The organism is Senegalimassilia faecalis (assembly GCF_004135645.1).
Taxonomy (GTDB): Bacteria; Actinomycetota; Coriobacteriia; order Coriobacteriales; family Eggerthellaceae; genus Senegalimassilia; species Senegalimassilia faecalis.
Window position 1 is genome coordinate 1,687,772 of record NZ_SDPW01000001.1, and the last position, 13,826, is coordinate 1,701,597.

The window sequence follows — 13,826 nt, forward strand, 5'->3', positions numbered from 1 at the left end:
CCATGTTAATCGGTCAATACCATAGATATGATGGTTTTGAATAGTACTTGCCGAATGTGCTCTGCACAAAACCACGCAAGGAGGGTGTAATGAACATCGTAGTATGCGTCAAGCAGGTTATGGACACGGAGGCTCTTATCGAGCTCGATGACAGCGGCGAGGTGATTACCGAGGGTCGTACGCAAATCATCGATCCGTATGGCGAATTCGCCGTAGAAAAAGCCGTTCAGCTGAAAGAACAACTTGGCGGGGAAGTTACCTGCCTGTGCTATGGCGACGATGGTTGCACGTCGGCCATTCGACACGCGCTTGCTATGGGTGCCGACAAGGCGGTGCTCATCGAAGACGATGCATGGCGCTCTGTTGACGCCGCGCAGTGCGCGGCGGAGCTTGCCGGCGCCCTCAAGGATCTGTCTGCCGACCTCATCATGGGCGGATGGACGTCGGGCGATACGGCAAGTGCTCAAGTTATGGGCCGCCTTTCCGCTCTTCTCGATATTCCCCTTGCGAATATGGTTACCGGCTTGGAGGCAACCGCTGATGGCGTGAAAGCCTCTTGCGAAATCGACGACGGTGTTGAAATCTGCGAGTACAAACTGCCGGTCATCATCGCTGCTCAGCAGGGTTTGGCTGAGCCTCGCTATCCTTCAGTCCGCGATGTTATGCAGGCTCGTCGCAAGCCTATCGAGCGCAAGGCCCCTGCGGGTGGCTCTCAGCCGGTGCTTGCGGTTGCGGGTCGCGATCTCAAAGGCGCCCGCAGCGGCGGTCGCATCATCGAAGGCGATACGGTTGCCGATGCGGTTGCTCAGGCGGCATCGCTGCTTCGCTCCGAGGCTAAGGTCATTTAACGCTAGCCGTTTCCCTCATTTCAGGTATAGGTGCATAACTCGAGAGGAAGGTTGTCCTCATGTCAGGTGTATGGGTTGGTCTTGAAACGAATAACGGCGAGCTTCGAAGCGTCGCCTTTGAAATGCTTACGGCCGCGCGCCGCCTTGCTGATGCATCGGGCGCTCAGGTGTGCGCCTTTGTGTGGGGCGAAGGCGCTCAGGACAGCGCAAAGGCGCTTGGCGAATGCGGTGCCGATAGCGTGGTGGTTGTAGAGCTCAGCGGTGATGCATCGGCTCGCCCTGCTGAGGTGAGCGCTGCGTTGGCTCAACTGGCTGCAGAGCAGAAACCCTCCGTGGTGCTTCTTGCCGACGGCGCTTTCTCGCGCTCGGTTGCTCCTGCTTTGGCGCAGAAGCTTTCGGCTTCTTTCGTCGCCGATGTCATCGATGTGGCATTCGACGAAAAGCCGGTCTTTACGCGCCTGCCGTATTCCGGCAAGGTCATCGAACGCGTCGCGCCTACAGATGCTTCCGCGCTCACCATCGCTTCCATTCGTCCGAAGGCCTTCGAGGCCGCGCAGCCCGAAGAGGGTCGCACCGCCGGCGTCAGCACGTTCGCGGCTTCTCCCGTTGCAGCCGCACGTGTGCTTCAAGACGTCGTGCGCGCGGTTTCCGAGCGCGTCGATCTGTCTGAGGCCGACGTCGTTGTTTCCGGCGGCCGTGGTCTTAAGGGCCCCGAAGGCTTCAAGGTGCTCGAAGAGCTTGCCGATGTGCTTGGCGCTGCAATCGGCGCTTCGCGTCCGGCTATCGACGAGGGCTGGATTGATGCTCAGTACCAGGTCGGCCAAACGGGCAAAACGGTTGCTCCTTCGCTGTACATCGCATGCGGCATTTCGGGCTCCATCCAGCACATGGCCGGTATTTCCGCTTCCAAGTACATCGTTGCCATCAATAAAGATCCCGAGGCCGAGATTTTCGCGCAGGCCGATTACGGCATCGTTGCCGACCTGTTCGAAGCGGTACCGCTGCTCACGCAGCAGATGCGCGACATGCTGCAGGCATAAAGCTTGCGCGTAGCGCACATTTTCAAAGGTAGGAAGTTCATTTCGTTCGCAACCAAGGAAGGCATACATGGAAGAAACAGCATCGCGCGAGGTAATGTGGAATATTAGCCACTCCCTCACATGGGTAATGTATCTGCTGTTCTTGGTTGCGCTCGGATTCTGCGTGTACTTTTTGGTGAAGCGTTGGCGCCTCATGTCTATCGGCACTCCCGTTGATCGCACCAGCAACTGGAAAGCTCGTGCAAAAGGCATGATCGTCGACGCTTTGCTTCAGCTTCGCGTGTTGAAAAAGCCTGGCGCGGGCATCATGCACCTCGGCATGTACGTGGGCATGATCATCATGCTTATTGCAACGGCTGTTACCGCTGCTCAGTTTGATCTGGGAATTCAGCTGCTGTACGGCGATTTCTACCTGTATTTCATGTCGCTTGTCGTTGATTTGGCGGGCCTTGCGTTCTGCATTGCCATGGTCGCATGCATCATCCGGCGCATCGTGAACAAAAAGCTCGACACGAAGCCGGGCGATATCATCGTGCTGGTTCTGCTGCTGGTCATCGGCATGAGCGGTTTCGTGGTGGAAGGCCTGCGCATTGTTGGCACCGACGATCCGTGGCGCGCATGGTCGCCTATTGGCAACATGGTGTCCATGTTATTTGTGAACTTCTCGCAGGATCAAATTCAGCTGACGCATCAAATTATCTGGTGGAGCCATATGGGCATGGCTTTTGCTCTTATCGCGTACTGGATGTATTCGAAGCTCGTCCATGTTCTGCTCATGCCCGCCGATGTGTGGTGCCGCTCGCTTGAACCGAAGGGCACGCTGCCTTACATCGACGTCGAGGACGAAAACCTCACCACCATGGGCGTTGGCGTGTTGGAGGACTTCACGTGGAAAGATCTGCTTGATGCCGAAGCGTGCATTCGCTGCGGCAGGTGCGAGGACGTGTGCCCTGCGTTCAATACCGACAAGGCCCTCTCTCCGAAAGAGCTCATCCAATCGATGCGCAGCGAGCTTGAGGTCCGTGGTCCTATCGTGTGGAAGGCGAAGCACGACGGCGCGAAGCGCGACGATATGGGAGCGTATGTCACCGCCGAAGGCGAGCCCTATCCCTTTAGCGATCAGCAGCAGGTCACGCTCGATCGCACGCTGGTAGGTGATGCGTTCAACAGCCAAGCGCTGTGGGACTGCACCACGTGCGGCGCTTGCATGGCGGCATGTCCTACGCTGGTGGAACACACGCCGAAGATCGTGAAAATGCGCACGTATCAGGTGTCCATGGAAAGCGCTTTCCCGTCCGAAGCACAGGCAACGTTCAGGAACCTCGAGAACAACGGCAACCCTTGGGGCCTTGGCTGGCAGACCCGCTCGAAGTGGGCCGAAGAGCTCGATGTCCCCATGCTTGCCGAGAACCCCGATGCGGAGTATCTGTACTGGCCTGGTTGCTCCGGTGCGTTCGATGCCCGCAGCCGTAAGGTTTCGGTGGCGCTTGTGGGCTTGCTGAAGAAGGCTGGCGTGAATTTCGCCATCCTTGGTAACGAGGAGAAATGCTGCGGCGATTCTGCGCGCCGCATGGGTAACGAGTTCGTGTACTACATGCTTGCGTCTGAGAATATCGCTACGCTGCAGTCGTATGGTGTGAAGAAGATTATCGTGCAGTGCCCCCACTGCATGCAAACCCTGTCGCGCGATTACCCGCAGCTTGGCGGCAATTTCGAGGTCATTCACCATTCTCAGCTGCTCGCACAGCTTGTCCGCGAGGGCAAATTGCAATGCGCGGCTTCGGGCGATAAGAAGATCGCCGTGCACGATTCCTGCTACCTTGGCAGGTACCAGGACGAATACGAGGCTCCTCGCGCCGTGGTAAGTGCTGCCGGCGGGGAAGTGGTCGAATTCGAGCGGTCTCACGAGAAGAGTTTCTGCTGCGGTGCTGGTGGCGGTCGTATGTGGCTTGAGGACAAATCTGGCAAGCGCATGGGCGACGAGCGCGCCAAGCAGGCTTTGGCCACATCATGCGACGAAGTTGCAACGTCGTGCCCGTTCTGCCTCACTATGCTCAGCGACGGCATGGCGGCATGCGAAAGCGAGACGAAGGTTCGCGATATCGCAGAGATTTTGGCTCAGGTGCAGTGATGATGAACGAGTCGCGAGTGCTGGGCATAACCGATGTGCTTTCGCAGGGGTCGCAGCTTGAATACACTGTGCCCGAAAAGTCTCTCGAGCGAGTTGGTGCATTTGTGGATGCGCAACGTTCGGGCTCCAACCAGAACGCGCCTGTCACTCCGCGGCTTTCTTCTACGGTCATGCTGCTGCGCGAGCGTGCTCATCCTCAAGATGGAAGCAGCTTTGCCGTGTTCATGCAGCAAAGAGCGTCTTCCATGGCGTTTGTTCCCGATGCCGTGGTGTTCCCCGGGGGAAGTTTCGATGCCATGGATGACACCTACGAGATTCCCTGGGAGGGCCCTTCGCCATCGCAGTGGGCTCAACGCATGGGATGTAGCGAAGACACTGCGCGCAGGGCTTTCGTCACCGCTGCTCGCGAAGTGTTTGAAGAATCTGGCGTTTTGCTTGCCCGTCGCAAAGATGGAAGCGAGCTTCTCAACCTTGCCGGTAGCGAAGAACTGCAATCTGCGCGCTCGCTGCTTGTGGGGCATAAGCTGGCTTTTGGCCAGTTGCTTTCCGATATGGGTCTTGTGCTTTGGACGGACCTTTTCTGCCCTTGTGCTCATTGGGTAACGCCGCCAAGCGAGCCGCGTCGATACAGCACGTTCTTCTTCCGCGCAAAAATGCCGCAAGGGCAGTGCGCCGATGGGAAAACATCGGAAGCGGTTCGTACCGGTTGGGCGAACCCCGAATGGCTGCTTGAGCAGCAGCGGGCCGGAGCATTGCTCATCATGCCGCCGACTATCTCGAACTTGTGCGATTTAACTCAAGCGCAAAATGTCACGGAAGCATGCGCGCAAAGACAGACTATCCATGTGTATCCCGAACCTACAAGAAAAGAGGACGGGACGCTGGTTTTCAGGAGCGTGGTGAGATGAAGGCTCAAACGAAGTGGAACGGCGGACAGGTGGGGAATTACGCGTATTGCGTACTGGCCCACAACGAATCGCCGCTTACGTATATCGGCACGAACACCTGGGTCATTGGAGCGCCTGATGCTTCGGGTTGCGTAGTTGTTGATCCGGGCCCCGATGATGCCGATCATTTGCAGCATGTGCTCGACCATATCGCAAGCACGGGTAAGAAGCTGTCGGCCATTATCACCACGCATAGCCATGCCGACCACGCTGGCGGCGCGTTGAGCTTGTCCCTCTTGTCCGGGGCGCCTGTGCTCACGCAGGTTGATGGATTGCTGCCGCCAGGACAGCTTTTCATTAACGACATAGGCGTCACTATCGAGGTCATCCCTCTGCCGGGGCACTCAAGCGACTCAGTGGGTTTCTACGTAAAGCAAGGGAATTTCATCCTTACAGGTGATGTGATTTTCCGTCAAAGCTCCACTATGGTTTGCTGGCCCGATGGCGTGCTGGCGGCTTATATGAACAGCCTCGACAGGCTTGCGCATTTTGTTGAAAGCCATGACGTGGAGCTGCTTTTGACCGGACACGGTCTGGTGATCGAGGATCCGGAAGATCGCATTATTCGAGCTCGTGCGCATCGCATGAAGCGTTTGAACCAGGTGGTGTCTGCGGTGCGTGCTGGCATACCTGCTCAGGCGGATGCGCTTGTCGATGCTCTTTACAACGATGTTGATTCAAGTCTTATGCAGGGTGCCCGCAGAAGCGTTAACGCGCAGCTGCGGTTTGCATACGACTCCGGTTTGCTCGAAGAGCACTAACTTGCTGAGAAGAGGCGCGTGCGCGTTCGACGGGACGGCGCGAGCCCCTTTTCATCAAGTAAAAGGAGCGCACACGGCGTGCGCGTTGCGAAAGGAGAAGGCACATGGCGTTACTGTACACAGAGGAGCAGAAGGAGCTCATCAAGGCCGTCCACGATGTGGCCGAGAGCGAGATCAAGCCGCACGTTGCAGCAGCCGACGAGGCGGGCAAGACTCCCGACGAGCTTTGGAAGTGGGGTTTTGATCTAGGGTTGCACCTCGTGGAGATCCCCGAGGAATTCGGCGGCATGGGTCTTGATTACGAGACGTGCGCCATGATGTTCGAAGAGCTTGCCAAGGTCGACGCGGCCTACGCTGATACGTTCGTCACGAACTTCGTCGCATTCCGCAACATTCACCTGAAGGGCACTCCCGAGCAGGCTCAGCACTTCGTCGACAAAACCATCGACAACGGTTTCGCGGCGTTCTGCCTGACCGAGGCCAACGCTGGTTCCGACGTTGCCGGCATGAAGTCCACGGCTGTGCTCGATGGCGACGAGTATGTGCTCAACGGCACGAAGAGCTTCATCACGAATGGCTCTATTGCGTCTATCTACGTCATCTTCGCCAAGACCGATCCCGAGGCTCGTGGCCACGGCATCACGGCGTTTTTGGTCGACGGCGACACGCCCGGTCTTTCCGCAGGCGCCCATGAGAACAAGATGGGCTTCAGGTTGTCGGACACCACCGAAGTTATCATGGACAACGTCCGCGTGCCGAAGAGCGCTGTAATCGGCAAGCCCGGCGAGGGCATGGGCATCGCGTTGAACGCTTTGAACCTGTCTCGCGCTTTCATTTCCACGCTTGGCGTCGGCATCATGCAGCGTGCCGTCGACGAGGCTGTCACGTACGCTCAGCAGCGCAAGCAGTTTGGAAAGCGTCTTATCGACTTCCAGATGGTGCAGGCTCTGCTGGCCGACATGGCCATCAAGACCGAGGCTTCTCGCGTCATGGTGAACAACTGCATGCGCCTGATGGACAAGGGCGACTTGGTGCGCGGCGAAGGCGCCATGGTCAAGACGTTCGTCACCGATTGCATGCAGGAAGTTACTTCCAATGCGGTTCAGGTGTTCGGCGGCTATGGCTTCAGCAAGGATTACCCTGTTGAGAAGCTCATGCGCGATGCGAAGGTTTTCCAGATCTTCGAGGGCACGAACCAGATTCAGCGCATGACCATCGCGAAGAACCTTGATGCTGAATATCGTTCGTAGCGCGAAACCGACAACCGTTATCTCGCGAAGAAGCCTGAGCTCGACAACATCGTAGCGAATAACGGTCACAAAGAGTGCAATGAGAAAACGCGCCGCCAAACCTTATAAGGTTTGGCGGCGCGTCCGTGTTCTGCGGCGAATTTAGCGCATCTCGTGTCGATTCGAAAACGCAAGAGATAGGTAACAGGCTCTGGATGTCGTATGGGGCTACGGCTTCAGGTTGAAATGCTTGTCTGCCTTTCGGGCATTAAAAAAGGGAAGCTTAGCTTCCCTTTTTTAATGCTATGCGCAAACGCTATTTCGGATCGTTCGCCATGCGCTCTTTCAGAATCTCTGCGAGCTCGAAGCGCTTCACCTTGCCCATCGGGGTCTTCGGAATCTCCGGCAGATACTCGATGCGCTCAGGCCACAGTCGCTTAGCAACGTGCTGAGAGGCCAGGTAATCGGTGATTTCCTTCAGGCTGGGCTCGTGCTCGTCGCGTGCAACAGCGAACGTGCAGATGCGCTCTCCCAGGCGTTCATCGGGCATGCCGATAGTAGCGGTCTCCAGGATGCCGGGGCACTCTACCAAGTCGTCGTCAATCTCACGAGCCGAGATGTTCTCGCCACCGCGGATGATGATCTCCTTCTTGCGGCCGTTGATGCGCAGACGGCCTTCCTCGTCGATGTAGCCCAGGTCGCCGCTGTGGAACCAGCCGTCGTCATCAAGCGCGCGATCGGTGCGCTCAGGCTCGTTCAGATAACCTACGAACAGGTGCGGACCCGTCGAAAGCTCTTCGCCCTGTACGCCGGCAGGAACCTCGTTGCCGTCGTTGTCCACCGTCTTGATCTCGATGCCGGGGTAGGGGATGCCGGACCAGTTGCCGCTCCATTCCTGGCACTTGTCGATCGGCACGTAAACATGCGGGCAGCTTTCCGTGGAGCCGTACACCTCGCACAGGTCGACGCCATGGAGTTTGGCGCAGTGCACGAGGCGCGCCGGAACGGGAGCACCGCCGCATAGCCACAGATTCAGCGTCTCAAGCTGCGGACCGTTGTCGAATTCGATGCACTTCAGGATGTCGTAGATAAACGGCGTGGAAGCCATGGTCCACGTGCAGCCTTCGCGGTTCATCAGCTCGATAGCCTCGCGCGGCGAGAACTGCTGCATCAGCACGCTGCGACCGCCCACAAGCATCGGGGCAATAAGACCATGCCAGAAACCAACGGCGTGGTTGAGCGGCGAGCAGTCGAACATGACATCGTCTTCGGTGCGACGAGCTTCGCCGACGAAAACGCGCTCCGAGTACAGCATGTTGTTATGCGTCAGCAGTGCGGCCTTCGGCTTGCCGGTGGTGCCGGACGTCGACAGGATAACGACGACATCGTCCGAGGATACCTCGGGCACGCCCGTGTATGGCTCATAATTGCTGCAGATGTCAGAAAGCTCGATAGTGCCGTGCTTCGCGGGCTCGAACTTGTCGTAAACCGCAATCGCTTTCAGCGAAGGCACCTGAGTCTTGACGTCGATTGCCTGCTGCTCGCAGTCGGTGTTGTGGAAATACGTGGGGCAAATGAAGGCGACCGTGCTCACCAGGTTCATGATGTAGATAAGGTCGGCGTCGTTGTAGTTCTTCGGAACGGGGTGGATAACCGCGCCGACTTTCAGGCAGGCGACATACGCGATGGCGAAACCTGCCCAGTTGGGGAATTGAAGCGTTACCACGTCGCCGGTTTCAACGCCAACTTCCTTGAACCAAGACGCCAGACGTGCAGCCTTTTCGTCGACTTCCTTGTACGTGAAACGACTGCCCTGATCGTCTGCGACGTACTCATTGTCACCGTATTTCTCGACGGTTTTGTTCCACACGTCAAGAACGGTATCTTTACCCCAGTACCCCTTCTCGTAATACATTTGCTTGCGTTGCTCATTGATTTTCAGGCCTGTGATCATGCTGCTCCGTCCTTCCTCGTTGAATCGAAAAAAGTGCATGAACTACCTAGCCGCAAACCCCTCCGCGGCTTTTACAAACAAAATGAAGCTAATGTTGTCGATCGGGGCATTTCGCGAACGCCCCGATCGACGTTGTATGGTGGAGCTAGTCTTGATATCCCAGCTGCGCTTTCAGGCGCTGGCATTCGCGAGCGATGGTAATGCGCTGCACGGTGGGTGCGCCCTCTTCAAGCCACAGCGCGCGGCAGTCGCGATACAGTCGCTCAGTCGGGCCGTACGGAGAATCTTCGAAGTAACCGTCGCCACCGAAGATCTCAAGCATTTCATCGGAGCAGGTTTTCACTGCTTGGATGGAATTCAGCTTGCAGATGGCGGCCTTCTCGTCGACGTACTCGTTGTGCGGGTCCACGTCGAAATCGCGCGCGAAGTCGTAGACCAGGCAACGCAGCGTGTGCGTAGCGGCGGCCATGTCGGCAATCTTCATCTTGATGGCTTGGCGCGTGGCGATGGGCTTGCCAAACGTGATGCGGTCGTTGGCGCGAGCGATGCTCATCTCAAGCATGCGCTGGCACATGCCAAGGTTGGATGCCGCAATGTGAACGCGGGAGATGGACAGCGAGTGGATGGCCACTTCCATGCCCTGGCCCTCGCGGCCCAGCAGGTATTTCGGGTCGAGACGCACGTTCGTGAATTTCAAGCCCGCATGGCCTGCGCCGCGGCAGCCCATCATGTGGGGCATTTCCACCAGCTCGAATCCCGGAGCGTCCATAGGCACCAGGAATGCGGACAGGCGGGAATCTTTATCGTCGTTCGGGTCGGTGACCGCGATGACGTAAGCATACTGAGAGCAGTCAGTGTGGGAGATAAGCCACTTCTCGCCGTTCAGCAGGTAGGAGCCGTCCTCTTGGCGGATGGCGGTGGAGTGAACGTCGGCGCCGGTGCCGCCGGTTTTCTCGGTAAGCGCGAAGCACGTGAACACGGACTTATCCTGGAACTTGTTCATCAACTCGGCTTTGACCTCAGGCGTGCCGTATTCGTTGAGGATGCGCCAATTCAGGTCGGCAGAATAATGAAGATGCATGCGCATGCCGCCCGGGCCGCGGCTGAACTCTTCCTGCACCTTGAGGATTTCGAGTTCGTTTAAATCCCATCCACCGTACTCGGACGGGAGTGCAAAACGGTAAAGATCGTTCTCGCGCGCCAGATCGAAGAATCGCTGCGGAAATACGTTGGTCTGCTCGACCTCTTTCTGCATCTCCTCGAACGGACCTTCCGCAAGCGCCCGGACCTTGTTTAGAAACTCAGCAAATTGCTCGTCGCTGATTTTCGCGTTTGGGTTCATACGCATGCCCCTATTCAATGTATTCCTTCAGAACTCAACATGTGGATTAAACGGAATTCCGTTTGCCTTCCATGTCTTGTTCCCCTTGCTGTCTCACATGATAGCGAGCGAAATCGCGGTTGTGCGGCGTGAAATCATCGTTGTTTATCGAGGCATTCTTCAGTTCGATAGACCAAACCTATCGAATTTAAAAAAGCGTGCAACAGAACTTCAGATGTGTGAGGGGGCGGAAACAGAATTCAAAATTTGTCCATAGAAATCATTCGTAAAAGCCGGCATTCTGTTATCAGTCCAACAGACGACAACACAGTCTGGGACAAATTTTCAAAACTTGAGTAAATCAAGAAAGGGGTCGCCATGAGCGTCTATCAGGAAAGCTATCATCTGCCGGAGTTTACCTACGAGTATGAGAAGCTGAAGATCGACAAGCGTGGTCCGGTTTACGTTTGCGCATTCGACGATGCACAGAACCTCAACGCCATGTCCTACAAGCAGATGGCTGAGTTCAACGACTTCCTGATCAAGGTCCGTATGGACAAGGATTGCCGTGTTATCGTTCTGACTGGTGAGGGCCGTTCCTTCTGCGCCGGCTTCAACCTGAACGACCTGGCTCTTGATCCGCCGGAGGATATGGGCCGCATCCAGCGTGACTTCTACATCATGCAGCGTATGTGCTCCGATCAGATCGTGAACATGCGTCGTTGCGAGCAGCCGATCATCGGTGCTCTGAAGGGCTACGCTGTTGGTGGCGGTCTGTCCATCTCCTGCGCTTGCGACCTGCGTGTTCTGGGCGAGTCCTACAAGATGAACGCTGGCTACCTGTCCATCGGCTACACCGGCACCGACATGGGTGGCGCTTTCTTCCTGCCCAAGATCGTCGGCTACGCTCGCGCCGCCGAGATCCTGATGAACCCTGCTCGCCACGACGCTCAGCAGCTGCTCGACTGGGGCTTCGCGAACCGCGTTGTCGCCGACGACGACGTGCTTGAGACCGCCGTTGCCATGGCAGAGGATATGTGCAAGCAGACGGCTCCGTTCGGCCTGCGCCTGACGAAGGAGTGCCTGCAGACCTCCCTCGACGGCACCAGCTTCGAGAACGTCATCAAGATGGAGAACCGCAACCAGGTTCTGGCTTCCAACACGAACGACGGCATCATGGGCACCCTCAAGATGAACCCGCACAACAAGCAGGACGTCAAGGAGAACCCGGACAAGTACGCGTTCCACAACATGTAAGTCTTCAAGGCTTGTGTGAATTCGTGCCCTCGATCTATAGTGGTCGAGGGCACTTTTTTGCTATAGGGGTATAGCTCTCGATTCATCGGCACCCTCCGATGGGTCTCTGAGGGCTTCTGGCAGGAATAGGAGACGAGAATGAACATCTTGGCCATCAACGGTAGCCATCGTGCCGGAAAAGGCACCGCAGCGCTTCTGAACGCTGTTCTGGAATCTGCGGGCCACCAGGGCGCTACGTGCGAGTTGATCGAGCTTTCTCATCTGGATATCCGCTTCTGCAGCGGTTGCAACGCGTGCTTGGGCAGAAATCGTTGCGCCATGCACGATGATATGGACTTGCTGTACGACAAGATGATGCGCGCTGATGGCATTGTGCTTGGCTCTCCGGTGTATTTCGGAACCGTGTCGGCCCGCATGAAGAACTTCATGGATCGCACGCGTCCGCTGCATATGGTGGACAATGCTCTTGCAGGCAAGGTGGCCGGCATGGTTACGTGCGCCGGTTTGCCCGATTGCGGATGCCAAGGCGCACTTGCTGCTATGGACCACTTCTTTGCGACGCATGAGATGCTGGTCGTTCATCCTCGTCCGCTGGGTCCTGTCACGGGTGACGGCGTTGCGGCAACGCAGCTTTCTCGCTTCAATGAGGCCGGCGATCCTGAATGGCGCAGCGTCAAAGATGATGAGAACGCGTTCAAGTGCGCTCGTCGCCTTGGGCATGATATGTTTAACCTCATTGCGCGTCTTTCGTAGCTTAAGCTCCCATAACTTTCTGATTACGGGTCGCAAGCATAGAGCTTGCGACCCGTTTGTTGTATGGGGGATAGGGTATCGAACTCGTTGAATCCGAATAGATTTAGGTTCCTATCACCTCAATCGAATGGTGCTTTGTTCTTTGCGTTGCCTTGTCTTGCGATCTTTGCCAAGCAAAGCCGGTTGGGGGTGCAATCAATTCAATAAGCCCTTATGGCACAGTTTTCGGTGGTGTTATAGAACTTGCAACCTTGTAGGATATCGATTTGAGACAGTACGATGATTCGCTTATAGTTGTGATCCTCTGGTTGCAGGATGGGCTTTACGATAATATCAGAGCGACTTGGTTATACCCCGTTATCCCAAAGTCTGGGATAACGGGGTATAACTATTCCGAAGGGAGGACGGTACGGCCCGGCCGGACAAGCAGGTGCTCGTTCTCCAGTTCTCTGTCGGCGAAGTAGCCCTCGGGGATGTTCTCGCGAACGAAGTCGGCGAACGCGCGTGCCTCGTCGCTCGGGGAGTTGCTGGAGGGCCAGGTGAGGGACACGGGGTACCACATGGTGTCGGTGGCCACCTTGAAGCGGACGATGCCGGGCTCGTTGCGGTAACGGCTGGCGATGCTCTCCGGCAGCGACGCCCAGCCGAGCCCCGCCTTCACGCCCTCCACCATGGCCTCGTGGGTGTCGAAGCAGCCCACCATGTTTTGGTCGCGCAGCGAGAGGCCGTAGCGCTCCCGGAAATGGCGGTTGCCCACCATGTGGCGGCCGGAATGCCACTCGTAGACGATCATGGGCCACTTCAGCAGCGTTTCTATGGGAACCGGCCCGAGCGTCTGGTTGTAGGGCGCCTTGTCGGGCGCCAGGAAGACGAGTTTCTTGTAGCCGAGCACTTCGGTCACGATGCCCGGCTCGGTGGGCTGGTTCTCGAGAATGGCGAAGTCGAGCTCGCCTTCCTTGAGCTTTTGGACGAGCTCGGGCTCGTAGCCGGCGTCCAGGTGCACCCGGGCCTCGGGACTCTGACGCATGTAGAGCGCGACGAGCCGGGGAAGGAGGGCCACCCCGTCGGCATAGCTCATTCCCACGGTGATGTTTGCCGGGAAATGCTCGTCGATGGCGGCGATTTGCGCGGCCATGACCCGTTCCATGTCGGCCATGCTCTGAGCGAACTTCACGGCCACCTTTCCCGCCTGCGTAAGCGAGATACCCGTGGAGGTCCGATTGATGAGCGGGGTACCGAGCTGCTTCTCGATGGAGGCAATTTTTTGCGACAGCCCGGGGCGCGACATGTACAGCTGACCCGCCGCCTGGGAGAGGCTCTTCGCCTTCGAGAGGACGAGCAGAACTTCGATATCGTCGAACAACATGAACCCCCTCGTCGGCGGTGGCGTTCCGCCTCGTTCGACATCAATCCAGCTCAAGCCCCTGCTCAGCCGGATTTTACCCCTTACTGCATATATTAAACCCGCCCAAAGGGCGGCCGTCAAGAGCCTTTGCCCAAAAGGGTGGCGCGATTTTGACGGGGCCTGTAAAGAAAACCTCCATGTAAACGATCCTTTGCAGCCTCTGCAAGCAACCGCGACGGC

Annotated in this window: 11 protein-coding genes; 8 read left to right on the forward strand and 3 right to left on the reverse strand. The window is 57.1% G+C overall.

Annotated elements, in window-relative coordinates; all coding sequences use genetic code 11:
- Positions 1-89: 89 nt before the first annotated feature.
- The 6 genes from ET524_RS07135 (at position 90) to ET524_RS07160 (ending at position 6,977) form a co-directional block, all read left to right on the forward strand.
- Positions 90-848, forward strand: coding sequence for an electron transfer flavoprotein subunit beta/FixA family protein (locus tag ET524_RS07135; protein WP_129424490.1), 759 nt, complete (start codon positions 90-92; stop codon positions 846-848).
- Positions 849-907: 59 nt separating this feature from the next.
- Positions 908-1,888: an electron transfer flavoprotein subunit alpha/FixB family protein gene (locus ET524_RS07140; protein ID WP_129424492.1), complete on the forward strand. Its 981-nt coding sequence runs from the start codon at positions 908-910 to the stop codon at positions 1,886-1,888.
- A gap of 67 nt (positions 1,889-1,955) precedes the next feature.
- Positions 1,956-4,019, forward strand: coding sequence for a heterodisulfide reductase-related iron-sulfur binding cluster (locus tag ET524_RS07145; RefSeq protein WP_129424494.1), 2,064 nt, complete (start codon positions 1,956-1,958; stop codon positions 4,017-4,019).
- On the forward strand, positions 4,019-4,927 hold the full coding sequence (locus ET524_RS07150) for an NUDIX hydrolase (protein WP_236648279.1): 909 nt from the start codon (positions 4,019-4,021) through the stop codon (positions 4,925-4,927). Before ET524_RS07145 ends, ET524_RS07150 begins: the two co-directional genes overlap by 1 nt.
- Positions 4,924-5,727: an MBL fold metallo-hydrolase gene (locus tag ET524_RS07155; protein WP_161566623.1), complete on the forward strand. Its 804-nt coding sequence runs from the start codon at positions 4,924-4,926 to the stop codon at positions 5,725-5,727. Before ET524_RS07150 ends, ET524_RS07155 begins: the two co-directional genes overlap by 4 nt.
- 104 nt (positions 5,728-5,831) lie before the next feature.
- Positions 5,832-6,977, forward strand: coding sequence for an acyl-CoA dehydrogenase family protein (locus ET524_RS07160; RefSeq protein ID WP_129424500.1), 1,146 nt, complete (start codon positions 5,832-5,834; stop codon positions 6,975-6,977).
- Positions 6,978-7,272: 295 nt separating this feature from the next.
- On the opposite strand, the gene fadK is transcribed toward ET524_RS07160, so the two are convergent.
- Both fadK and ET524_RS07170 read right to left on the reverse strand, forming a co-directional pair.
- Positions 7,273-8,910: a medium-chain fatty-acid--CoA ligase gene (gene fadK, locus ET524_RS07165; protein WP_129424502.1), complete on the reverse strand. Its 1,638-nt coding sequence runs from the start codon at positions 8,908-8,910 to the stop codon at positions 7,273-7,275.
- A 145-nt stretch (positions 8,911-9,055) separates the two neighbouring features.
- Entirely contained in the window at positions 9,056-10,252 is a 1,197-nt protein-coding gene (locus ET524_RS07170) for an acyl-CoA dehydrogenase family protein (protein WP_129424504.1), read from the reverse strand.
- A gap of 357 nt (positions 10,253-10,609) precedes the next feature.
- Between ET524_RS07170 and ET524_RS07175 the strand changes: the two genes are divergently transcribed.
- Both ET524_RS07175 and ET524_RS07180 read left to right on the forward strand, forming a co-directional pair.
- Positions 10,610-11,488: an enoyl-CoA hydratase/isomerase family protein gene (locus ET524_RS07175; RefSeq protein ID WP_129424506.1), complete on the forward strand. Its 879-nt coding sequence runs from the start codon at positions 10,610-10,612 to the stop codon at positions 11,486-11,488.
- Positions 11,489-11,626: 138 nt separating this feature from the next.
- The gene (locus ET524_RS07180; protein ID WP_129424508.1) at positions 11,627-12,241 is read left to right on the forward strand and encodes a flavodoxin family protein; all 615 of its coding nucleotides are present in this window, start codon (positions 11,627-11,629) and stop codon (positions 12,239-12,241) included.
- 388 nt (positions 12,242-12,629) lie between these two features.
- Here ET524_RS07180 and ET524_RS07185 read toward each other — a convergent pair whose 3' ends face one another.
- The gene (locus ET524_RS07185; RefSeq protein WP_129424510.1) at positions 12,630-13,607 is read right to left on the reverse strand and encodes a LysR family transcriptional regulator; all 978 of its coding nucleotides are present in this window, start codon (positions 13,605-13,607) and stop codon (positions 12,630-12,632) included.
- Positions 13,608-13,826: the final 219 nt, after the last annotated feature.